Below are 22,904 nucleotides of genomic sequence, written 5' to 3'. Positions count from 1 at the left end.
AAATTCTGTTGTTGCGCGCAGGGCTGTTGGCCGTTTGCTAGTAGCGGCGCAGGGCGGCAAAGGCCGCGGCTATCAGGGCCGGATCTTTGACCCCGGGGGCGCTTTCCAGCCCTGAGTTGAAATCCAGTCCCAGGAAACCGGCCCCGGCGGCGTCAAAGGCGTTGGCTGGGCTCAGGCCTCCGGCCAACATGGCCTCACTGCGGTCCGGCAGGTCCAGTTGCCAGTCAAAACTGATACCTGTGCCACCGAATTGCCCTGCGCTCTGGCTGTCGTACAGCAAGCGGTCGGCATTGCCGGGGATAGCGCTTGGTATGCTGCTGGGTATGGCGCCGGGTTTGCCCTGCTGCACGGCCACCGCTTTCCAAATCTCAGTCCCAGCCGGTAGCAAGTCTCGCAGGGTATTGATATCAGCCTCGGACTCGTTGCCGTGCAGTTGCACAGCGGCCAGTTTCAGTTCAGCCGCAATGGCGGCAATTTCCGCTGGCGCCGTATCCACAAAGACCCCGACCATGGCGAGCCGCTGCTGCGCTTCATCGTTGGCGGCGCAAAGCGCCCTGGCCTTGGGCAAGTCCACCGCCCGGGGGGATTTGGCGGCAAAAATCAATCCGCCATAGACGCCACCGGCTTTGGCCACAGTCTCAAGGTCTGCCTCCCGGCCAAGGCCGCACACCTTGTTGGCGCCGAAAATCAGCCTGCGACAGGCAAGATCCAAATCCTGCTCCGCCATCAGTGAGCTGCCCACCAGGAAACCATCCACCAGGGGTGCCAAACGGCGCACCTGCGCCTGGGTGTAGATCCCCGACTCGCTGATAATCAGCGTCCCTTCCGGGATGCGTGGCGCCAGCGCCTCTGTGGTGGCGAGATTTGTGGACAAGTCCCGCAAATTGCGATTGTTGATACCTATGATGGGGGCGCCCAAGGCAATAGCGCGCGCAAGTTCCTCATCATTGCTGACCTCGGTCAGGGTGTCGAGCCGATATTTGGCCGCCTCAGCCGCCAGCTCCCGATATTGGGTGTCATCCAGCACGCTCAGCATCAGCAATATGGCATCGGCGCCCTGATGGGCAGCCAGCCGCACCTGATAGGTGGAGATAAAAAAGTCCTTGCACAGCACGGGTTGACTGATGGCCGCCCGCACCTTGGGGATATAGTCCATATCGCCCTGAAAATACTGCTCGTCGGTCAGCACAGACACGGCGGCGGCATAGCGGTCATACACCTTTGCTATGGCCACAGGGTCGAAGTCGGCGCGAATAAGCCCCTTGGAGGGGCTGGCCTTTTTACACTCCAGAATAAATCCGGCGCTTTCGCCCGAGAGCGCGTCTTTCAGGCTGCGGTCTGATACCTTGGGTTGCAAAGAGGCTTCCGTAAAACGGGCCTTGAGCGAAGCTATATGGGCCTGCTTGCTGTCGATGATGCGGGTCAATACGTTGCTCATTGGGCTTTTCCCTCTTTTTTTGCTTCATCTTCCAGCCCAACAGTGGCTGGTTCACAGGTCGCTGCCAGTGACTGGAGTTTGTCATAGCCTTTGCCCGATGCCAGCACAGTTTTTGCGAGCTCAAAGCCCTGTTTGGGGGATGCGGCGAGCCCCGCCAGGTAAATGCCACAACCGGCATTCACGGCCACCGCATTGGCGTGGGCGCTTTGGCCGCGGCCCTGCAATATGGCCTTGGTGATGGCGGCATTATGGGCCGGATCGCCGCCTTCCAGCTCGGTGACGGCAATGGGGGCGAGACCGAAATCCGCCGGACTCAGTTGATAGTCCTGCAGCTCACCATCTTTGAGTTCACACACCAGGGTGTCGCCGTGGAGTGCCACCTCATCGAGGCCGGCACCGTGGACCACCATGGCTCTGGACACCCCCAGACCGCGCAGCGCCTCGGCTATGGGGCGGACCAAATCCGGGCTGTAGACACCGAGCAGCATATACTCGGGACGACAGGGATTAATCAGGGGCCCCAGCAGGTTGAACAGGGTGCGGGTTTTGAGCTTGGCACGCACAGGCACAGCGTGCCTGACGCCCCCATGGTAGTGGGGAGCGAACAGGAAACACAGGCCGAAGTTTTTAAGGCACTGGGCCGCAAGTGTCGGACTCATGGTGAGATCTATGCCGAACTGGCCCAGCAGATCCGAAGAGCCTGACTTGCTGGAGACGCTGCGATTGCCGTGCTTGGCCACCTTGGCGCCGGCGGCTGCGGCCACAAAGGCGGCGGTGGTGGAGATATTGATGGTATTGAAGCCATCGCCGCCGGTACCCACTATGTCGAGTATGCCACTGTCAAACTGCGGCCGGGGAAAGGGATTGGCAGCCTCGCGCATTGCCTCGGCGGCGCCGCAGATTTCTTCAATGGTTTCGCCCCTGACTTTGAGGGCGATAAGCAGGGCGGCTATGGTGACCTCGTCCAGCTCACCGGCAATGAGAGCCGCGAACAGGGTCTTGGTTTGATGGCGATCCAATTGCTCGCCCCGATAGAGCCGCTCCAACAAGGGGCTGACGTCGGCTGTGCTCTTGGCATTGGTCATAGGGCTTGCTCCCTTGTCTGGGTCACTTCCTGCTTCATTTTTTGTTTCGTATCTTGCATAAGATAATCCAGGCTCTGCACCAGCAGGGTGCTGCCCTGGGTGGTCAGGATTGACTCGGGATGGAATTGAAAACCCAGGGCCCGATGCTGGGGGTGCAGCACGGCCATGGGCATACCCTCGGTTTGGGCTATCACCTGCAGGCACTCAGGCACCCGGGTCGCCACCAGGCTGTGGTAGCGGGCCACGGGCAGCGGACTTGGCAGATTGGCGAAGATCCCCTGGCCATTGTGCTCTGTGGGGCTGGCCTTGCCGTGCACCACGCTCGGAGCCCGGGCCACCTTGCCGCCATAGTGTTCCACCAGAGCCTGGTGGCCCAGGCAGATCCCCAGTATCGGCCGTTTGCCGGCGATGAGCTCTATCAGTGCCATCATGCAGCCCGCCTCGTGGGGAGCGCCGGGGCCCGGTGACAGCACCAGGGCCGAGGTTTCATCGGCGAGGATTTTGGCAGCGAGATCATTGGGGGCCACATCATTGCGGTAGATGAGCACCTGATAACCCAGGCTGCGGAACTGGTCCACCAGGTTGTAGGTAAAGGAATCGAAGTTATCGAGCAGGTAAAGTTTCACAGGCCACCTCCCATCTTGATGGCGGCAATCACTGCCTGGGCTTTTTGACTGGTTTCTTCGGCCTCGGCCCTGGGATCTGAGTCATAGACCACCCCGGCGCCGGCCTGAATATGGGCCAGGCCGTCTTTGACAAAGGCCGAGCGAATAACAATACAGGTATCCATGTCGCCCAGACCGTTAAGGTAACCCACGGCGCCGCCGTAGCTGCCGCGCCTTTGCTGCTCCACCTCGCGGATAAGTTGCGAGGCCCGCACCTTGGGGGCTCCCGTGAGTGTGCCCATGTTCATGCAGGCCTGGTAGGCATGCAGGGCATCGAGATCGTTTCGTAATGAGCCCGTGACCCGGCTCACCAGGTGCATCACATGGCTGTATCTGTCGACCTTGAGCAGCTCAGCCACCTTGCGGGTGCCGCTTTCGCTGATGCGGGCTATGTCGTTGCGGGCCAAGTCCACCAACATTAAATGCTCGGACAGCTCCTTTTTGTCGAGTCTAAGCTCCAGCTCGATGCGGCTGTCGAGATCGAAATCAATCTCGCCATCGGCTTTTTTACCGCGCTTGCGGGTACCGGCGATGGGATAGATTTCCACTTGATTGTTATGGGCCTGGTACTTGAGGGCGCTCTCGGGGGAGGCGCCGAACAGGGTAAAGTCGGGACCCCGGAAGTAAAACATATAGGGGCTGGGGTTGCTGCGTTTCAGTGCCCGGTAGGCACCAAGGGGATTGGGGCAGGGCAGGCTGAAGCTGCGGGACGGCACCACCTGGAATATGTCCCCGGCAATGATGTGCTGCTTGAGAGCGTCCACCTTGGCCATAAAGGCCTCGTCGCTGACATCCACCCTGACGTCGGCCTGTACGGGTTTGAGTTCCGCCAGCTTCACAGGTTCGGCGCATTGTTGCAGTATGGCCTGACACTGGGTCTCAAGCTCTGCGGCAATCTTGGTATCCGCGGCCGTGTCGCAGGCATATTGGGCGCTGATAAGCTCGGCCTTGCGACTTTGGTGATCCACCAAAATCAGGGTTTCGGCCAGGTAGAACAGGAAATCGGGACAGGTGTTGGCGCTGGCTTTTACCTGGGGGAGCGGCTCCACCGCGTCGATAAGATCGTAGGCCAATACGCCACCGAGAAACAAATCTTCAAAGGCGGGGGCCACGTTAACATCAGCGCCGCAATCTATGCCGGACAGCAAGGTGCGCAGGGCATCCAGGGGGGAACCTGCCTTGAGGCGGCTGTCTTCATCCAGTCCGGCGGCGGGTCTTGCCAGGGTCACTGTCAGGCATTGCCCCAACAGGTGCGATTGGGCACCGAAATGGGCTTGCAGGCGGGGCAACAGCTGGGCGCCGTTATTGCTCAGGGCCTCGAAAGTAATGTCGTATCCTCGGGCTGTTATCCTCAGCGCCGCGGCGGTCATTATGATGCTCTTGAGATGATCTTTGCTGTCGATTTCCGCCGATTCCAGCAGCAGGGTGTCGGCACCATCCCCCGTGAGGCTTTGGTACAGGGTGAGCGGATCATCGCTGTAATCCAGCATCCGGTGCTGCTTGACCAGTCTGGCGAGGGTTTTCCCTGGCACTGTCTGTTTCAGCACTGTCTGTTGCGGCGACATTGTCTGTTTCTGCATTGCTTATCCCTTTGGCAGCCAGGGCTGCGATACTTGATGCCTGTTGCAGACCCAAATGAAAAAGGCCCGCAATCTGCGGGCCTTTTGTCGAATCCTGTTACTTTTCACACAAGCACAGAGAGTCACACCACCCGCGAGTTGGGGAAGTGCCACCACCAGTTAATCAGAAGTGCGTTGCCCAAAAGGGCTGGAAAAATCCGGTTCATGTGAAATCGATACCTTACTTGTGTTGGCTTATAGAAAAACCCAGCACCGGATAATTGTCAATTGAATATTTGTCATGAACGGCGGGTTGGCAGGATAAACTGTGATATGACCAAGCTTTTGCAAGTAAATTCAAGTACAATGGCGCCATGATAACAGAATCCATTCTGGCAGATCTGCACTGCCACACCACAGCATCCGATGGCCAATTGGCGCCGGCCGATGTCGTTGCCCGAGCCCAGGCCATGGGCGTGCAAATGCTGGCCATCACAGATCATGACACTGTTGCCGGACTGGACGAGGCCCATGGCTTCAATGATGCCAGCGAGCGACCGCTGGTGCTGATAGATGGAGTGGAGATCTCTACCCGCTGGCACAGCTATGATATTCATATAGTGGCGCTGAATCTTGACCGGCAGGACTCACGACTGCTGGCCTTCCTGGAGCAGCAACGCATGTTGCGTGAGGTGCGGGCCCGAGAAATAGGTGAGCGTCTTGCCAAGGCCGGCATCGAGGGCTGTTACGACAGGGCAAGGGAGCTGGCCGGCAACGCCGCCATCAGCCGGGGCCACTACGCCAGGGTGCTGGTGGAAAAAGGCATTGCGCCGGATATGGCCTCGGTGTTCAAGCGTTTTCTGGCCCGCAACAAGACGGGCTATGTGCCGAACAACTGGGGTGATATGGCCTCGGCCATCGCCGTTATTCACGCCGCCGGTGGGGTGGCTGTGCTGGCCCATCCCAGCGGTTACAAACTCTCGGCCAAGTGGCTTAAAAAGCTGGTGCGGGAATTCAAGGAAGCCGGTGGCGATGCCATGGAAGTGGTGCTGGGGCAGCAGACCCTGGAAGACAGGGCCAACCTGGTTGCCCTCAGCCATCTCAATGGCCTGTTGGGGTCCATTGGCAGCGATTTTCATTTTCCCGGCAGTTTTGTGGAGCTGGGGAAAAATTTATTTCAGCCTCAAGGCGTTAACTGGATCTGGGGATCAGACCGGTGGAGAACAATATCATGAGTCAGTTTTTTTATGTGCATGAGGTTAACCCTCAGGTGCGCCTTATCAGCCAAGCGGTTGCGATTCTGAAAAGCGGCGGCGTTATCGTCTATCCCACGGACTCGGGCTACGCCCTGGGTTGTCTCTTGGGTGACAAGGATGCCATGACCCGCATAGTGCGCATTCGCCAGATGGAGAACGATCATCATTTCTCGCTGATGTGCCGTGACCTGTCGGAAATTGCCACCTACGCCAGGGTCGACAACCAGGCCTATCGCCTGGTCAAACACTGCACTCCGGGCCCTTACACCTTCATCTTCAAGGCCACCAAGGAAGTGCCGCGGCGGCTGCAAAACGAAAAGAAGAAAACCATAGGCATCCGGGTGCCGGACAATGTCATAGCCCGTGCCCTGCTCGATGCCCTGGATGAACCCCTGATGTCCACCAGTCTGGTGATGCCGGGGGAAGAGTTTGCCGAGTCCGATCCCGAGCATATCCGCGATCTGCTGGAGCATCAGGTGGATGCCATTCTCCACGGCGGCTATCTGGGTGAAAAACCCACCAGCATCATCGACATGTCGGAAGATGCGGTGGAGATCATCCGTGAAGGCGCAGGTGACCTGACGCCATTCCTTTAAAGGTGCTGAATACTCAGGTATAATCGCGCGTTTGGCGAAAAGCCCGGTTTGCCGGAGCCATTTCGCGGGTTCATTGGCGGGGGAATTGAGTGCAGGGCGTGCAGCAAAGTTTGCCATTGGCCTTGGTGCGCGGCGAGCCCGTCAGGGAATTGCCGGCGGATCTCTTTATTCCTCCGGAGGCGCTGGAGGTTTTTCTCGAGGCCTTTGAAGGACCGCTGGATTTGCTGCTGTACCTGATCCGCAAACAAAAGCTCGACGTGGTGGATTTGCCACTGACAGAAATCACCGCCCAATACCTGGAATACATCAACCTGTTGACCGAGGCCCGCATTGAATTGGCGGCGGACTACCTGGTGATGGCGGCGACCCTGGCGGAAATAAAATCCCGTTTGTTGTTACCCAAGATGGTGCAGGATGACGAGGAAGAAGAAGACCCCAGGGTACGGCTGATTAAGCAGCTCAAGGCCTATGAAGTGATCCGCGAAGCGGCCTTCTCCCTTGACGCCTTGCCAAGGCTGGAGCGGGATCTGCATCAGGCCAAGGCCCAGCCGGCACCTGGCATCAAGCCTGAGCTGATTGCGCCGGATGTGTCGCTGAAAGAGTTGGCCTATGCGCTGGCATCTGTGATGCAGCGGATCCAGGCCAGCGAACATCACCATGTGCGCAAGGAAATGCTGTCGACCCGGGAGCGCATGAGTGAGATTCTGGCCAAGCTCAATCACGAGACCTTTGTGCCCTTTGCTCAGCTGTTCAGCATTGAAGAGGGCCGGGCCGGGGTGGTGGTGAGTTTTCTGGCGCTGATGGAACTGGTCAAGGAGATGCTGGTGAAGCTGTATCAGGCTGAACCCTTGTCCGGCATTTATGTGAAGGCGGCATGAGGCGACGAGAGGTGGCGAGAAGTTGTGTGAGGTGGCTTACTAGTGCAGATCAATAACCTGCAGCTGAAACAACTTATCGAGGCCTGTCTGTTTGTCCAAAGCAAGCCCATGACGGTCAAGGCGCTGCGTGAAACTGTGTTGGCGCCCTTTGCCGTGTCCCGGGAACGGGTCAGTGCCGCCATCGCCGAGCTGACAATCGATTATCAGGAGCGCGGGGTCAATCTGGTACGGGTAGCCGGTGGTTACCGCTTCCAGACACTGGAAACCCTGAGCCCATACCTGCAAACCCTGTGGCAGGAAAAAGCGCCCAAATATTCACGGGCCACCCTGGAAACCCTGGCGGTGATTGCCTACCGTCAACCTGTGACCCGGGGGGATATTGAGCAAGTCAGGGGCGTGGCCTTAAGCAGTCACACCCTGAAAACATTGACTGACCGGAAATGGGTCAGAGTGGTGGGGCATAAGGAAGTACCGGGGAGACCGGCGCTATATGCCACTACTTCAGAATTTTTAGCGTATTTTGGCTTGGACAGTCTGGCAGCTTTGCCTGCATTGGCCGATACCGAGTCATTGGAGGCACTCTTTGGTCAGAGGACCGAAGTGCCATCAGAGTCAGAAGAGTTAACTCATGAGTGAAAAATTGCAGAAAGTCTTGGCCCGTGCAGGCCATGGCTCCCGTCGTGAGATGGAGGCATGGATTGCTGCAGGCCGAGTGAGTATTGACGGTGAAATTGCCAATCTGGGTGACAGGATAGAAGCCGATGCCAAGGTGCGTATCGACGGTCGTGCCGTGTCGCTCAAATCTGCCGATGACATTATCTGCCGGGTGCTGGCTTACCATAAGCCGGAAGGTGAGATCTGTTCCCGTAAAGACCCCGAAGGGCGTCCAACCGTGTTCGATCGCCTGCCCAAGGTGCGTGATGCCCGCTGGGTGGCTGTGGGTCGTCTGGACATCAACACCTCAGGTTTGTTGCTGTTCACCTCCGACGGTGAGCTGGCCAACCGCCTGATGCACCCCTCAAACGAGGTGGAGCGTGAATACGCGGTGCGCACCTTTGGTGAAGTGTCCGATGCCACCATCCAAAAACTGCGTACCGGCGTAATGCTGGAAGACGGTCCGGCCCAGTTTGACTATATCAAGGCCGCCGGTGGTGAAGGCATTAACCAGTGGTGGCACGTGGGTTTGAAAGAAGGCCGTAACCGCGAAGTGCGCCGCCTGTGGGAATCCCAGGAAGTGCAGGTCAGCCGCCTGATCCGTGTGCGATACGGCATGGTGGAACTGCCCAAATCCCTGCCTCGCGGCGGTTGGATTGAACTGCCGCTGGAGCAGGTCAACTACCTGCGTCAACTGGCAGGTTTGGAGCCGGAAACCCGCTCCATGCTGGGTACCGACAAGCACAGCGTGGCCCGCGCCCAGGTGCGCAGCGCCAAGATCCGCCGTGCGGTACGCAAGCACAAGGTGACAGGTGCTTCCGGCAAGCCCAAGCCAACCCGCACCCGCAGCTAACAGCTTCTTCTTCCAGTTAATTGTCACTGTCAAAAGGCCGCGCTCGCGGCCTTTTGTGTTATATAAAGCCTTATAGCGTTTCAGGAACAAACTGTTATCACAGTGGGGCTGCGATGAAGATTCTGTCAGTGCAAAAGATTTGGGACAAGGCGGAGCATAACGCCTTTACCGATCTGGTTCGTTTTCGCGGTCAGCTCTATTGCGTGCTGCGCGAAGGCGACACCCATGTGTCACCCGATGGAGCCTTGCGGTTGCTGTGCTCCAGTGACGAAGGACAAAATTGGCACAGCGTCGCCCGGCTGACCTTTGAAGGTGGTGATTTACGGGATGGCAAGTTGCTTGTGGCCTGTGACAGGCTATACATCTTCAGTGCGGTATTACGGAGTGAGCAGCCATGCAGATCTTTATTCTGGTCTTCTGCCGATGCTATCCATTGGGGCGAGGCGGAATTGCTGGCTGATGACGGCTACTGGCTGTGGCGGGTAAGCCGTGGGGCGGATGGTTATTATGGCGTCGGTTACAGACCCGGCCCGGATGGAGATGTGCGATTGTACCGGGCTCCGCTTGGGGAAGGGCAGCCCCTTAGAGCCCAGGAGTTCTCCGTTTGGGTCGAGTGCTTGTCGAACCAGGGCTACGTCAACGAGTCATCCATGCTGTTTGAAGATAATGCGGCCCTGTGCCTGCTCAGGCGGGATCCCGTGTGGGATGAGCGGAAACTCGGGCTGCTCGGCAAATCCACTGCGCCCTACAAGGATTGGCAATGGCTGGAGCTGGATTGTCGCATCGGCGGTCCGGTTGCTTTTCGTTGGCGGGGGCAATTGATGGCGGTCGTGCGGCTTTATGATGACAAAGTGCGCACGGCGCTGGTGGAGATCTGCGAGACCACGGGTCATGTGTGCGAATTGCTGAGTCTGCCTTCCGGCGGCGATACCAGCTATGCCGGTGTGGTATTGGAGCAGGATTCCCTGCTGGTCAGCTACTACTCCACCCACGAAGGCAAAACTTCGGTCTATTTTGCCCGCTTGAAATTGGAATAATTCAAAATAAATCGTGCGCCAATAAAAACGGCAGCCTCAGGCTGCCGTTACTTTTTCCTGGTGTATCAGTTCTGGGTTAACAGATAATCCAGGGCGGCGCAGATGGCTGCCACCTGAGCGGCATTACACTCCTCGGCCGTGGCCTTGGGGCTGTCCGGGTACACTTCCGTGGTGGTGGTCAGCTTGGCACCTGTGATGCTTGCACACAAACCCAGCTTGTGCAGCGGGTAGTTTATCACCCCGTGCTGCACCACTTCCGAGCCGATGATCTTGCCATCGCTATCCGGTGGCGCTATATGGGTGACTTTTTCCACCGCGGCAATCACGAAGCGCTGGAATTCCGGCTGTGGATTTTCCGTGTCTCCCACCAGGTAAAAACCGTCGGGAATGCCATCGGGTTCATAGTCCTTGCCGTCACGGGCGGCCAGCGCCGGACGGAACTCGGTTTCGTCACTGTCAGTGGTTTCGTGCAGATCAATGTGCAGACCGAATTGGACGCCCTGCGAGGCTACCAGCGCCATCAGCGCGGCGGATTCCTCCGCTGGGCTGTTCTCTACAAAGGAGCGGTTGGGATCCACGGCCTTGGGATTCCAACGATGGATCATTTCATAGGCCCAGGGGCTGACGCAGGGGGCTACCAAGAGGTTGACCTTGCCCTGATAGTCCTTGGCACTGTGCTCGAGGAAGTCCAGGGCACCCTGAACACCACTGGTTTCATAACCGTGAACCCCACCTGTCACCAGGGCACAGGGCAGGCCGGGCTGCCAGTTATTTTTGGCGGCCCACAGTGGAAATTTTGCGGCATCCAGACTGAGAGCGCCGTATTGTTGCCAGTTAAATTGCGCCTTGAGCGCATCAATACGGTTCAGCACTTCCCCGGCATAGCTGCGCTTAATGTCGCGGCTGTTGAACCAGGCCAACTTTTCGGCATCGCCCCATGGGGTGCCCGGGGTACCTATGGGATAGCTCATAGTCTGTCCTCAGTTATTTGTGTCCATCTGGGGTATTGGTCCATCACTGGGCGTTGAAGGCCTTGCCATTTTCCTGTGCGCTGTCATCGCTCATCAGGTAGAGGTAGGTTGGCATCAGATCTTCTGCGGTCTTCAGTGTCATAGGATCTTCAGCCGGATAGGCGTTGGCGCGCATCTTGGTGCGGGTGGCACCGGGGTTGATACTGTTGACCCTGACGCTGGTGCCTTCACATTCGTGGGCCAGTACCTGCATCATGCCCTCGGTAGCAAACTTGGACAGGGCATAGGGGCCCCAGTAGGCGCGACCCTGGCGGCCAACGCCGCTGGAGGTAAAGAGAATGGAAGCCTTGGGGGCCTTGCGCAGTACCTTGAGCAGGGCCTTGGTCATGATGGCCGGGGCGGTCAGGTTAACCTTCATGACCTCGTCCAGTGACGATTGGGACATGTGCTCCCAGGGACCCAGTACACCCAGAAGGCTGGCATTGTGCAGCACGCCATCAAGATGACCGAATTGTTCTTCAATGGTCTCAGCCATGTCGATGTAGTTCTGCTCTGTGGCGCCCTTGAGATCCAAAGGAATGATTGCGGGTGTCGGATAACCGGCCGCCTCTATGGCATCGTACACTGCCTCAAGCTTCCTGACGGTTTTTCCCAACAGGATAACAGTGGCACCGTGGGCGGCGTAGGTCATGGCGGCGACCTTGCCAATGCCATCTCCGGCACCGGTGACCAGTATTGTTTTGCCCTTCAGGGCATCTTTAGCAGCTTGATATTCCAACATGGATAGTTACTTCCTCATGGCACAACAGCCCGCCGTGACTGGCGGTCAATAGAGCTTAAACGGTTGTTTGAAACAAATGACTGATTATTGGCCCGGAGAGGCTCAATTCTTTGTGACAAATTTGTAGCTAACTCACTATTTTTACGTTAACTTGAGACGAGTTACGGGCTGGGAAAAGCCCGGATTGGTCTGCAATTTTGCTATTGTGACCAATTTCTTGGGGAAAACAAAATTATTAAAACAAGATTTGGGGAAAAAAGATGAAAAGACTCATTTTGGGTGTTGCTATCGCATCTGCTTTGGGGCTCACAGGATGTGGTGAAGACAGTGTCAACGAGCTTAAGGACAAGACCGAAGCCTTGATCCCTGAGTCCCATCTGGTATATGACCCTGGTAACGCCCTCTTGCCTCTGCCAAACGATTTGCTGTTCAGCGGCACCCTGGACGGCACCTTGAATATTCCTTCTTCAGCCACAGAACCCGGCGAAAACATAGAACCGGGAGTACATTCGGACAGCGGTAATTACACCAATCCCCGTGTTGCCATGGGCTCATTGGATGGTTGGTCAACCACAATGCCCATCAGCATAGATGTTGCTCCGGCCAAAGATCATCAAGGTAACAGCCTGAGTCTGATGGCCGCCTCCGTTGCCCAACCCGGCGCGGTCAGACTGTTCGAGGCCACCACGGGCGGCGCCCTGTCTTCTGATCCCGAGTGTAAAACCGCCGCTTCGGTTTCCGCCTGTAAAATAGGTGATGAGCTGCAATTTGGCGTCGATTTCGTTTCCATGGCGTCCGGAAACAAAATAGTGATAGTGCCACTGAAGCCGCTCAAGGCCGGCCAGTCCTATATTTATGCCACCACAGATAAAATCATGGATTCCGAGTCTCGTCCGGTGAAGGCCTCGACCACCTACGCCACGGTTAAGATGGACATAAACACCCTGCCGCTGGAAACCCCGGAGCAATTGTTGCTGCAGGGTCTGGTGAACAGCTATGAAAAGGCCCTGGAATCCAAGGGTGTGGACAGTGCCGGCATCACCTTGTCAGGTCTGTTTACTACCCAATCGGTTAATCCCGTCTATGAAACCACCAAGTTGCTGATGGCCAGCCCTGCTCCCGAGCATGCGCCCTATAAACCGTCTTTAGTAATGCAGCCCACCTTTACCGGCATGACGGTAGCGCAGGCGGCAGGATTGACACCTGCAGCAGGTGCCGCTTATGTAGTGGCCGATATGGCTGACCTCTATATAGCCAAAATCAAGCTGCCCATATACGGTGATTGCTCCTCTGCTGCCTGTTTGACCGAAGACGGTGAAGCGGCCATCAATGGTCGTTGGGCTGCCTTTGGTGACAGTCCTGTATCCGTGTTGCTGGCATTGCAAAACGGAACCTTGAGTCAGCAGAACTATGGCATCCAGGCCGTTGCCCAGGGCATTGAAGATCCTGCAGCAGCGCTGGCCAACCCTTCTTTGCTGGCGGGTAAGCACTTTAACCTGGACGATGACACTCCGGCAGACAAGACCCGCCACCTGACCAAGTTCAACCCCATACCCCAGATCAAAGGGTATGAGACTGTGACCGCTTATATCACTCTGCCCAACGAGGCCAAGACGGGTAAAGTTAAGCCAGCCACAGGTTGGCCCACCAACATAGCCATGCATGGTCTGGGTGGCGCCAAGGAAACCGTGTTTACCTACGCCGGCACCTACGCCGCGGCAGGGGTGGCAAGTGTAGCGATTGATATGCCGCTGCACGGCGAACGTTCCTTCGACGCCAACAAAGACGGTGTTTATGAAGTATCTGCAACCGATCCAAGGTTTGGTGCCGCCATCGGCAAGGCTGCTGAATATGCCAACGGTAATCCGCTGGTATTCGTGAACATTGCAAGCTCCCTGAGCGTGCAGGGTAACTTCCGTCAGGGGGTTATGGACCAACTGGCGCTGCGTTTGGTTTTGACGGGTTACGCCCAGGCTCTGGCTCAGGCCAATGCTCCACAGGTGTTTGATGTCAGCAAGATTAGTGCCCAGGGCCTGAGTCTGGGGGGCATTATTGGCACCGACTTTGCCACTTATGCCTCTACCGGTTTGTTTGACCCGGCCACTGGCACATCGCTCGGCAACCCCTATGCACTGGATGCCGTATCTCTGGTGGCTCCAAGCGGTGGCTTGGCGGGCAGCTTTGTGGGCTCTGCCACCTTTGGTCCTTTGCTGTTTGACAATATCATGACCAATGAAACCTTCCTGGCCGCTGTTGCTAAAGCCAATACCGCTGGCTATGAACCAGGCAGCCCTGAGTACGCGGCCCTGGTACAGGCGGTATATGCCGAATTCATACCGACATTCGCTTTTGCGATCCAGACTGCGGTGGACAGCATAGATCCTGTTAACCATGCTGCCACACTGAAGGCCACGCAATTGCCGGTGCATTTGATTGAGGTTGTTGGTGATGGTAACGGTAACCTGCCGGATCAAACTCTGCCCAATACTGTGGCAGGTTTCCCAACCTCAGGCACAGAACCTCTGATCGCCAACCTGGGACTGGAATGCCGAGACAGCACTTTAGCGGGCTCGGGCGCGGTGCGTTTTGCCAAGGGACATCACAGTTCCATCATCAGTGCCAGTGAAACCGATGCCACAGATGGCAGGGCTGCCGAAGCTACGGTAGAGATGCAAAGGCAAGTGGCAGGCTTTGCTGCTACCGCTGCTGCCGGTCAAGCGACCATAATGGTGAATGATGCAACCCTGCTGGCGCCTTGTAGCTAACAGGCTTGTCTGAATTGAAAAACCGGCCTTTAGGGCCGGTTTTTTATTGGTTTTCGTTGCCACCTTGTTAGAATAGGCGCCACTTTTCCCGGGGCCAGAGGCCGCCGGCAGACAGATTGGAGCAGAGTTTGGAATTTCTATACGAATACGGATTGTTTCTTGCCAAGGCGATAACCCTGGTGGCGGCCTTGGGCGCGGTGCTGGTGCTGATCATGTTGACCACAACCCGCCACAGACCCGAGCGCGGTGAACTCAGACTGACCCACATGTCTGAGGAGCTGGATGCGCTTAAGCATCACCTCAAAGAGGAACTGCTGGATAAGGCTGCCTTCAAGGCCTATGAAAAAGCGCAAAAGGCCGAAGCCAAGGCCCGTGACAAGGGCGATGTGCCGCCCAAGCCGCGCACCTTTGTGGTCAATTTCCACGGCAGCCTGGATGCCCATGAGGTGGCCTCCTTGCGGGAGGAAATCACCGCAATATTGACCGTGGCAGAAAAAGAAGACGAAGTGCTGCTGATGGTGGAAAGCGGCGGTGGCATGGTGCACGGCTATGGGCTGGCTTCCAGCCAGTTGGACAGGTTGCGTCAGGCCGGTATCCCCCTGAGCGTCTGTATTGACAAGGTGGCTGCCAGCGGTGGTTACATGATGGCCTGTGTTGCCGAGCGCATCTACGCGGCACCTTTTGCCATTGTCGGCTCCATTGGGGTGGTGGCTCAGTTGCCCAACTTCAATCGTTTGCTGAAAAAGCATGACATAGATTACGAGCAGCACACTGCAGGTGACTTCAAACGTACTTTGACCCTGTTCGGTGAAAACACCGAGGAAGGGCGGCAGAAATTCCGTCAGGAATTGGAAGAAACCCATGAGTTGTTCAAGGCCTTTGTTGGCAAGTACCGTCCCGAATTGGATTTGACCAAGGTGGCCACGGGCGAACATTGGTATGGACAGCAGGCGCTGGCGCTGGGCTTGGTTGATGAGATTGCCACCAGCGATGATCTTATCCTGAAAAAATCAGCCGATCGCAATCTGATTAAGGTGCAATACCAGATGCGCAAGAAGTTGACCGATAAGATAGCCCACAGCGCTTCAACCACTGTCAGTGCCTTGATTAATCGCTTGGTGGAAAAAGACCGGGGTCTGTGAGTGTGAGTCAAAGCTGAAAGGGCCCGCCATTGCGGGCCTTTTTTATGCCCTTTTTGTCATAAAAAAGGGCATAAAAATCCCGGCCGGGCTCATGAACGCCGGCCGGGGAGAGGGTAAAGGTTATTTGATGCTGATTTGTCTTGCCTCAGGGGCCTTGTGGGCCAGTTTGGGCACTGTCAGCTTCAGTACCCCATCACTGAATTGGGCGACAATATCGTGTTCGCCTATATTGGGTCCCAGATTAAACTGACGGCTGAAATGGCCGCTGTAACGCTCCTTGCGGATGACCTTGTCCTGTTCCGTGGTTTTTTCACTCTGGGTTTGGGCTTCAATGCTCAATACACCGTTGTAAACCTGCACCCGGACATCTTCTTTTTTCACACCGGGGAGATCGGCGATTATCTCCAGGGCGTCCCCCTTGTCGGTAATATCGACCCGGGGGCTGAGCATATTGCCCTTATCTTCCAGGCTTGCAGGGGTAAAAAATTGATCAAAGAACCGTTCTATGCTCGGCCATTGATGTTGGGAAGGCAGGCTCATATGGGGCTCCTTTTGTTCGAGGTTGCACAAATTTGACCCGTCGCCAAGCCGACGACATATAGTATAGGCCGCTGTGCAACCGCCATTGGCTATATGTCAGGCGACTTTGACCGGCGTCAAAACCGGGGTGAATTTGGGGCAGGCAAACAAAATTGGGCGCGTTTTAAGCATGGCTAAGCCCGGGGTGGGAGCGTAAAAAATAGCGCCGGCATTGCCGGCGCTATCTTGAGGTGGTCTTCGCGGATCTTATCGTTTGTAGCTGATGTGCTGATGGAAACGCACAATCAGATCGTCGCGCTCACCGTCCAGTTCTATGGCGCGGGCAAAGTGCTTCAGTGTGTCTTCCACCTGATTCATAAAGCGTCCGAAGCCACTGTCGCTATGATCTTCCTGACCGGCCACTATCATAAAGTGCGCCGACTCCACCAGATTGTCGGCTTGCCAATGGGCCACAAATTGCGGCTCGCTGGCGTTGGGGTCGAAGCCGAGATACTGCACGCCCTTATTGGTTTCCAGCTGCTCAAACTTGCTGTTGCGCACCAGGGGAATAAGGCCGTTGGCCACCATGGCACTGCGACTGAAGGCTCCGGTGGTGACGGCACTGTGGAACCTGTCCTGCAACTGCTGATACAGGGCACTGTAATCGCCGTGGGTCATTTCGGCACCCAGCAACTTTTGTTTCAGCCTCCGCCCCAGGGGCAGGGTAACGGTCACATAGCTCAGGGCGCTGACATCGTCGGGCAACTGACACTGACGGGCCTTGTAACGCTGGGGCAGGCCGCGCAGTTTATAGCCATAGGTCTTTTTGTTGCCTTTGGCCCTGGCAAAAAGGTCATAGGTCAGGTGTTGATGATCGCGGATTTTGATGGGGTGCTCCAGAGCCAGCTTGGGCTGCAGCTCTTCCATCAGTCTGACTACCTGGGCGTGGAAACTTGCGGAGTTGGCGCGTATGTCTTCGCCGACCGCCAGGAACAGAAAGCGGATTTTGCGGGCCCGGTAATCGGGGCGGGCAAACAGGTTCTGAGCTTCATGGTACTTGGGATTGTAAAAAAACAGCACCTGATGTTCGGTTTCCAGGCTGTAGGCCTCAGTATGAAAACGCACCAGCGGTAACTTGTCGTTGGCAATGACATGCACATTGCGCAGGCCATGCTTATCGGCGGCTTCAAACACCTGGCGGGAAAGATCCCGGTAACAGCTCATCAGATCGGGATACTGGCTCAGCAGGGCGTCCGTGACTTTGATTTCTGCCGTGATGTACTGATTGGTGCGTGCATCCAGTGGCAAATAGACTTTTTGCTGATGGGTAACAGACATAGACACTCCTTGGTTTATTCACCCTGTCCGGGGCTTGGCGCTATCCTAACGTGGATTTGCTGCACTAATGTTGCATCGGCTCTAATAAATTAGCAATTGAATGACAAAAATGTGACCGACTTCGCCACCTGTCACCCCCGGTGGGGACATCAGTGACTTCCGGTGGCGGGCACTGCACTGCCTTTGGCCGATGACGGTGTCAGCCAGGGCAGCATAAAGTCGCTGATTTGTTCCTGGGCGGCCTCGTTGGGGTGCAGCCCATCTGCCTGCATCAATTCGGGATGCGGTGCAATGTCGGTCATAAAGAAGGGCACCAGGGGCACATTCTGCTCTTTGGCCAGGGTTTGGAATACCTGATTGAATGCCTTCGCATAACGGGGACCATAATTGGGGGGCACCATGACCTCGGACAGCAGTACCCTGGCACCACTTTCCTTCGCCAGGGTGATGATTTTTGTAAGATTATTTTTCAATTGTTCAATGGGAAATCCGCGCAGACCATCGTTGGCTCCCAGTTCCACAAACACCAGTTGAGGCTTGTCAGAGTCAAGCAGGGCGGGCAATCGCCGCAATCCGCCGGCACTGGTTTCACCGCTGATGGCCGCATTGATTATCTTGTGTTCGGGCATTTTGGCCCGCAGCAGGTTCACCCAGCCTATGTCTTCATTCATGCCATAACTTGCACTCAAGCTGTCACCGAGGATTAATATGGTATCGGCCCGCAGGGGCATCACCCAACAGGTCAACAGCAAGAGCATGCCCCGCAGTAACCTGGGCACAGAGAAGGACAAGATGTCAGATTTCAGCGTAATCAAAGTGGAAAACCTCAGTAAACAGGTCTCAACCCAGGAGGGGGAGCTTTCTATCCTGAGTGGCATCAATTTGGATGTCAAGCCGGGTCAAAGCCTGGCGATAGTGGGGCCGTCAGGCTCCGGCAAGTCGACTCTGCTGGGACTATTGGCGGCCCTGGATACCCCAAGTTCGGGGGAAATTTGGCTCGATGGGGAAGCTCTGTCGGTATTGGATGAAGAACAGCGTGCCAGCCTGCGTAAGGAAAAGGTCAGCTTTATTTTTCAAACCTTTATGTTGGTTGACACCCTTACGGCCCTGGAAAACGTCATGTTGCCGGCGGAGCTGGCCGGACGCGCCGACGCCAGGGAGCGGGCCATGGGGCTGTTGCAGCGGGTGGGACTGGGTCACAGACTGAATCACTTGCCCAAGCAGTTGTCCGGCGGCGAGCAGCAGCGGGTGGCCATAGCCCGGGCTTTTATCAGCGAACCCAAGGTACTGTTTGCCGATGAGCCCACCGGCAATCTGGATGCCGCCAATGCCCATAAGATTGCCGACATGCTGTTTGCCATGAACCGTGAGAGTCACACGACCCTGGTGTTGGTGACCCACGATCTGACTCTGGCGCAGCGCTGTCAGCGGCAGCTGTTGATGCAGGCCGGCGAACTGTCCGAGGCAGCTGCAACCCCAAGGACAAAGGAGACCGGCACATGGGATTGACGCTGGCACTGAGATTATTGCGCCGGGAACTGCGTCAGGGGCAATTGCTGCTGATTGTACTGGCCATCGCCCTGGCGGTCCTGGCCGTGACCGGCCTTGCCCGGGTCAGCGAGCGCCTGCAGTTGGCCATCAATGGGCAGGCGAGCCGTTTTATTGCTGCCGATCGCATCATTGAATCCCCCCAGCCCATAGCGGAAACCATACTGGCGTTGGCCGATAAGTTGCAGTTGCGGCGGGTAGACAGCCTGCAATTCAACTCCATGGTGTATGCCGGCGAGGCGTTCCAATTGGTGACTGTGCGGGCCGTGGCCGACGGCTATCCGCTCAAGGGGCATATTGCCATGATTGACGGGCCGGCAGATGGATTACCCGCAGTCGGCAGCCTCTGGTACGAAAGTCGCCTGGGGGGCCTGCTTGGCTACCCGCAACACATTGAACTGGGTGAGCGCAACTTCAATATGGCCGGGGAAATCGCGCAGCTGCCCGATGCCGGTTTCAATCCCTTTGCCTCGGCGCCTGTGGTGCTGATGCGCCTGGAGGATGTGGCTTCCACGGGGGTCATAAGTCCCGGCAGCCGGGTAACCTACCGATACCAGTTTGCGGGAGATCCCGCAGCATTGGCAGACTTTGAAGCCAAGGTTAAAGCTGAACTCAGTAGCAGTCAGCGCTGGATAGACCCCACCTCGGGAGACTCCCCTGTGGCCCAGGCCGTGGTCAGGGCGGAGCGCTTTTTATTGCTGGCGAGTTTGCTCGGCATAGCGCTCGCCTGTGCCGCCATAGGCATTGCCGCCCAGCGTTATTGCCAGCGTCACTACGATGTGGTGGCCATGCTCAAGACCTTCGGTGCCAGTGCGGTGCAAATTCGCACCATCTTCGGCCTGCACCTGTTGCTGGTGACCCTGACCGGAGTGTGTTTGGGGTTGCTGGGGGGCTTGGCGCTGGATGCGGCCGTCAGTGCTTTTTTACCCCCCTCAATCAGGGTCTACGACGCCCCTTTACTCAGGCCATTGCTGCTTGGTTGCACCACTGGCCTTATCAGCGCCCTGATGTTTTCGGCTTATCCCATGCTCAGGTTGCTGCGCATTCCACCGCTGCGGGTGCTTAATGGCCAGCTGGAAGGCTTGACGCCGGGCATGTGGTTGCATCTGCTGCTGAGTCTGAGCGCCATGACGGCCCTTGGCTGGATTTATTCCCGTTCCTGGGCCCTGACCCTGTCTGTTGTCGCCGGCGTGTTATTGCTGGCCTTGCTCTTGGTGGTGCTGGGACTGACCATGATCCGTCTTGGCCATGGCCTGGGGATGCGGACCACCAATCCGATGCAATTGGCGCTGGCGGGCCTCAGGCGCCGTGCCAGGCAAAACGCCCTGCAGCTGGTGGGTTTTTCCACGGCGCTGGTGTTGCTGCTGACCATTTTGGCGCTGCGCCAGGACCTGTTGCAGGAATGGCGCCAGCAGTTACCCGAAGGGGCGCCCAATTATTTCCTGGTCAATATCGCGCCCGAGGATGAAGTGCCGCTGAAAGCCTTCTTCGATGAGAGGGGTATCGAAGCCACTGCCATCTATCCCGTGGTGCGCGGACGTTTGGCGGCCATTAACGGTGAGCCCCTGGTGAGCCAGGAGCAGGCAGAGGCCGAGGGCGGCAGGGTAGGGATAGGGCGTGAGCTCAATCTCACCTGGCAGGAGCGTATTCCGGCCAATAATGAACTCCTGTCCGGAAAGTTTACCCCGGACGCCGACACTGTGTCGGTGGAATCCGGCGTCGCGGAGCGTTTGGGTATAGGGCTCGGGGATAAGCTGGAGTTCGTGATAGACAACAGACCCGTCAGCGTCAGGGTCACCAGTGTGCGTCAGGTACATTGGGAAACCCTGCAGCCGAATTTCTTTATGATCTTTCCGCCAGCAGCACTGCAGGGCTTTGCCTACACCTCCATGGCAAGTTTCCACCTGCCGGCGGAGCGCCGGGAGCTGATCCTTTCCCTTATCAAGGGCTTCCCGACCATTTCGGTGATAGACGTGGACGCCATGGTGGGCCAGCTCAGGGACATAGTGGCCCAGGTGTCCATGGCTCTGTCTCTGGTGCTGGCTTTGGTGCTCTGTGCCAGCGCCCTGGTGCTGTTCGCCCAAACCGAAGCGGGTATGGTGCTCAGACAAAGGGAATTGGCGGTGCTCAGAACCTTCGGTGCTCCCGGGCGCTTGTTGCGTCTGGCTACCGCCATGGAATTTGCCCTGCTCGGCGGTATTGCCGGCTTGTTGGCCGTGTTGGTGTCTGAGTTTTCCCTGTACCTGCTCAAGACCCAGGTATTCGAACTCAAAGCCTTTTTGCATCCGCAGTGGTGGCCGCTCGCCTGTGGCGGAGGAGCCATATTGGTGGCGAGCCTGGGCTATTGGCGTTGTCGGCAATTGCTGCAGCGCACCGCGGCCAGTTTGCTGAGGGCCGATTGAGCCTGCGACTGTCAGGAAAACAGTTATCAGTCGGGGAAGATGGCTTCCATGGCCTGATCAATTTTGGGGAACAGGAAGCGAAAGCCGGCTTCCTCTACCCGCTGTGGCAGCACATATTGCCCCCCGGTGACCATGGTGCTGGCTTCCCCGAGCAAGAGTTTCAATGCCAACTCAGGTACCGGCAGCAGGGCGGGCCTGTGCAGTGCCCTTCCCAGGGCGCCGGCAAAGTCACGGTTGCTGACGGGATTTGGGGCGCAGGCATTGTAGATGCCGCGACAACCGGGATTACTCAGTAAAAAGTGGATCAGACGGATCATGTCATCCATGTGGATCCAGCTGATCCCCTGATTGCCGCTGCCGATGGGACCACCCAAACCCAAGCGGAAAGGTGGCAGCATTTTGGCCAGGGCGCCGCCGCCCAGGGCCAATACCACGCCGGTGCGGATGATGCACACCCGGGTTTGGGGCGAGGCGGCTTCCAGGGCCAGTTGTTCCCAGGTGGCACAGATTTCATGGGCAAAGTCGTCCACCGGCAGGCTGGCTTCGGTGACTACCTGATTGCCCTGATTGCCGTAGAAGCCGACGGCAGAGCCGCTGATAAATACCGCGGGGGGATTGTCGCTCTGCTGAATGAGACCTGTGAGTGTGCTGGTGATATCCCAACGGCTGTGCTTGAGCACATGCTTTTGGGCGTCACTCCAACGTCGGCCCACAATGGGTTCACCGGCGAGGTTGATCACCGCATCGACGTCATTGAAATTTTCCAACCGGTTAAGGTCCGTCAGGTATTGGATGCCTTCACCGAGAAGGTCCCTTGCCCGGCCCACATCGCGGGTTAAAACCCGCAACTCATGCTCGGCCAGGGTGGCCACCAATTGCCGCCCGATAAAACCCGTGGCACCGGTGATGAAGATCTTCATGGATTTGTCTCCTTTGCCCCTCTTGTATCAAGCATATACCCTGGCGGACACGCTGTTGGCCCCAGGTGAATTTATTCGCCGCGGGTGTACCTGAGTTCCATGGATACCGAGTCAGCGAAACGCAGGGCATGGGGTTTGTCCACTTCGACATTGGCCGATTCAACCCAATCGTGCTCGCAGGCAATGTCGAGCACCTTACGGGTCAGGTGTTCCAACAGTGAAAAGCGGTTATTCTCCACCAAGGCGATGATTTTTTTGGTAATGGTGCGATAATTGAGCGCGTCATCCATTTGGTCGCTTTGCATGGCACGGCTGGCCCGGTAATCGATGCGGACGTTGATAATCACATCCTGTTTGTTGTTTATCTCGTCTTCCTTGATGCCTATGTGGGTACGCAGGCGCAGGTTCTTGATCCTGATGGTGGCTGTATCTGATGTCATCTTTGTCAGCTGCAATCTATGTATGGTGGGGCACAAGAGTAGCAATTCAGGCCCCGG

General features: G+C 57.0%; 21 protein-coding genes. 10 read left to right on the top strand and 11 right to left on the bottom strand.

The genetic code is table 11. The features are described 5' to 3' along the window. Nucleotides 1-37: 37 nt before the first annotated feature. The 4 genes from trpCF to JYB84_RS10885 are packed head-to-tail and all read right to left on the bottom strand — an operon-like array spanning nucleotide 38 to nucleotide 4,678. Nucleotides 38-1,438 (bottom strand): bifunctional indole-3-glycerol-phosphate synthase TrpC/phosphoribosylanthranilate isomerase TrpF, encoded by a 1,401-nt coding sequence (gene trpCF / locus JYB84_RS10900; RefSeq protein WP_207320112.1) that lies wholly within the window; start codon nucleotides 1,436-1,438, stop codon nucleotides 38-40. After that, on the bottom strand, nucleotides 1,435-2,523 hold the full coding sequence (gene trpD / locus JYB84_RS10895; protein WP_207320111.1) for an anthranilate phosphoribosyltransferase: 1,089 nt from the start codon (nucleotides 2,521-2,523) through the stop codon (nucleotides 1,435-1,437). Before trpD ends, trpCF begins: the two co-directional genes overlap by 4 nt. Continuing rightward, nucleotides 2,520-3,149 carry an aminodeoxychorismate/anthranilate synthase component II gene (locus tag JYB84_RS10890; RefSeq protein ID WP_207320110.1) on the bottom strand — a complete coding sequence of 210 codons (630 nt, stop codon included), beginning with the start codon at nucleotides 3,147-3,149 and terminating at the stop codon, nucleotides 2,520-2,522. Before JYB84_RS10890 ends, trpD begins: the two co-directional genes overlap by 4 nt. Next, nucleotides 3,146-4,678 carry an anthranilate synthase component 1 gene (locus tag JYB84_RS10885; protein ID WP_207323193.1) on the bottom strand — a complete coding sequence of 511 codons (1,533 nt, stop codon included), beginning with the start codon at nucleotides 4,676-4,678 and terminating at the stop codon, nucleotides 3,146-3,148. The genes JYB84_RS10890 and JYB84_RS10885 overlap by 4 nt, the downstream gene beginning before the upstream one ends. 443 nt (nucleotides 4,679-5,121) lie before the next feature. Here JYB84_RS10885 and rnm point away from each other — a divergent pair, with 443 nt between their 5' ends. The 6 genes from rnm (at nucleotide 5,122) to JYB84_RS10855 (ending at nucleotide 10,021) form a co-directional block, all read left to right on the top strand. Continuing rightward, nucleotides 5,122-5,982, top strand: coding sequence for an RNase RNM (gene rnm / locus JYB84_RS10880; protein ID WP_207320109.1), 861 nt, complete (start codon nucleotides 5,122-5,124; stop codon nucleotides 5,980-5,982). After that, nucleotides 5,979-6,599: an L-threonylcarbamoyladenylate synthase gene (locus JYB84_RS10875; protein ID WP_207320108.1), complete on the top strand. Its 621-nt coding sequence runs from the start codon at nucleotides 5,979-5,981 to the stop codon at nucleotides 6,597-6,599. Before rnm ends, JYB84_RS10875 begins: the two co-directional genes overlap by 4 nt. Before the next feature lie 89 nt (nucleotides 6,600-6,688). After that, nucleotides 6,689-7,477, top strand: a complete 789-nt coding sequence (locus JYB84_RS10870) for a segregation and condensation protein A (protein WP_207320107.1) — start codon at nucleotides 6,689-6,691, stop codon at nucleotides 7,475-7,477. Nucleotides 7,478-7,519: 42 nt separating this feature from the next. Next, nucleotides 7,520-8,113, top strand: coding sequence for an SMC-Scp complex subunit ScpB (gene scpB, locus JYB84_RS10865; RefSeq protein ID WP_207320106.1), 594 nt, complete (start codon nucleotides 7,520-7,522; stop codon nucleotides 8,111-8,113). Then, a complete protein-coding gene (gene rluB, locus JYB84_RS10860; protein ID WP_207320105.1) occupies nucleotides 8,106-8,984 on the top strand; it encodes a 23S rRNA pseudouridine(2605) synthase RluB in 879 nt (292 codons plus the stop codon). Before scpB ends, rluB begins: the two co-directional genes overlap by 8 nt. Nucleotides 8,985-9,097: 113 nt before the next feature. Next, complete coding sequence (locus tag JYB84_RS10855; RefSeq protein WP_207320104.1) at nucleotides 9,098-10,021, top strand: exo-alpha-sialidase; 924 nt, start codon at nucleotides 9,098-9,100, stop codon at nucleotides 10,019-10,021. 65 nt (nucleotides 10,022-10,086) lie between these two features. Here JYB84_RS10855 and JYB84_RS10850 read toward each other — a convergent pair whose 3' ends face one another. Continuing rightward, nucleotides 10,087-10,992 carry a M14 family metallopeptidase gene (locus tag JYB84_RS10850; protein ID WP_207320103.1) on the bottom strand — a complete coding sequence of 302 codons (906 nt, stop codon included), beginning with the start codon at nucleotides 10,990-10,992 and terminating at the stop codon, nucleotides 10,087-10,089. Nucleotides 10,993-11,035: 43 nt separating this feature from the next. After that, nucleotides 11,036-11,773, bottom strand: coding sequence for a YciK family oxidoreductase (locus tag JYB84_RS10845; protein ID WP_207320102.1), 738 nt, complete (start codon nucleotides 11,771-11,773; stop codon nucleotides 11,036-11,038). 260 nt (nucleotides 11,774-12,033) lie between these two features. Here JYB84_RS10845 and JYB84_RS10840 point away from each other — a divergent pair, with 260 nt between their 5' ends. After that, complete coding sequence (locus JYB84_RS10840) at nucleotides 12,034-14,538, top strand: VolA/Pla-1 family phospholipase (RefSeq protein WP_207320101.1); 2,505 nt, start codon at nucleotides 12,034-12,036, stop codon at nucleotides 14,536-14,538. A 128-nt stretch (nucleotides 14,539-14,666) separates the two neighbouring features. Next, a complete protein-coding gene (gene sohB / locus JYB84_RS10835) occupies nucleotides 14,667-15,680 on the top strand; it encodes a protease SohB (RefSeq protein WP_207320100.1) in 1,014 nt (337 codons plus the stop codon). A gap of 120 nt (nucleotides 15,681-15,800) precedes the next feature. Here the strand turns inward: sohB and JYB84_RS10830 are convergent, their stop codons facing one another. The 3 genes from JYB84_RS10830 to JYB84_RS10820 form a co-directional block, all read right to left on the bottom strand. Next, nucleotides 15,801-16,220: an Hsp20/alpha crystallin family protein gene (locus JYB84_RS10830; protein WP_207320099.1), complete on the bottom strand. Its 420-nt coding sequence runs from the start codon at nucleotides 16,218-16,220 to the stop codon at nucleotides 15,801-15,803. Between the two features lie 246 nt (nucleotides 16,221-16,466). Next, nucleotides 16,467-17,537 carry a DUF3083 family protein gene (locus JYB84_RS10825; RefSeq protein ID WP_207320098.1) on the bottom strand — a complete coding sequence of 357 codons (1,071 nt, stop codon included), beginning with the start codon at nucleotides 17,535-17,537 and terminating at the stop codon, nucleotides 16,467-16,469. 149 nt (nucleotides 17,538-17,686) lie between these two features. Further along, a complete protein-coding gene (locus JYB84_RS10820; protein ID WP_207320097.1) occupies nucleotides 17,687-18,295 on the bottom strand; it encodes an arylesterase in 609 nt (202 codons plus the stop codon). Nucleotides 18,296-18,329: 34 nt separating this feature from the next. On the opposite strand from JYB84_RS10820, the gene JYB84_RS10815 reads away from it, so the two are divergent. After that, nucleotides 18,330-19,046, top strand: coding sequence for an ABC transporter ATP-binding protein (locus JYB84_RS10815; RefSeq protein WP_207323192.1), 717 nt, complete (start codon nucleotides 18,330-18,332; stop codon nucleotides 19,044-19,046). Next, a complete protein-coding gene (locus JYB84_RS10810) occupies nucleotides 19,037-21,487 on the top strand; it encodes an ABC transporter permease (RefSeq protein ID WP_207320096.1) in 2,451 nt (816 codons plus the stop codon). Before JYB84_RS10815 ends, JYB84_RS10810 begins: the two co-directional genes overlap by 10 nt. A 26-nt stretch (nucleotides 21,488-21,513) precedes the next feature. Here JYB84_RS10810 and JYB84_RS10805 read toward each other — a convergent pair whose 3' ends face one another. Both JYB84_RS10805 and folX read right to left on the bottom strand, forming a co-directional pair. After that, a complete protein-coding gene (locus JYB84_RS10805; RefSeq protein WP_207320095.1) occupies nucleotides 21,514-22,407 on the bottom strand; it encodes a TIGR01777 family oxidoreductase in 894 nt (297 codons plus the stop codon). Between the two features lie 71 nt (nucleotides 22,408-22,478). Then, nucleotides 22,479-22,847 carry a dihydroneopterin triphosphate 2'-epimerase gene (gene folX, locus JYB84_RS10800; protein ID WP_207320094.1) on the bottom strand — a complete coding sequence of 123 codons (369 nt, stop codon included), beginning with the start codon at nucleotides 22,845-22,847 and terminating at the stop codon, nucleotides 22,479-22,481. Nucleotides 22,848-22,904 lie beyond the last annotated feature (57 nt).

Origin of the sequence: Shewanella cyperi (genome assembly GCF_017354985.1) — a bacterium.
Taxonomy (GTDB): Bacteria; Pseudomonadota; Gammaproteobacteria; order Enterobacterales; family Shewanellaceae; genus Shewanella; species Shewanella cyperi.
The sequence above is the reverse complement of the archived record's forward strand: the minus strand, read 5'-3'. Positions and strand labels throughout refer to the sequence as shown.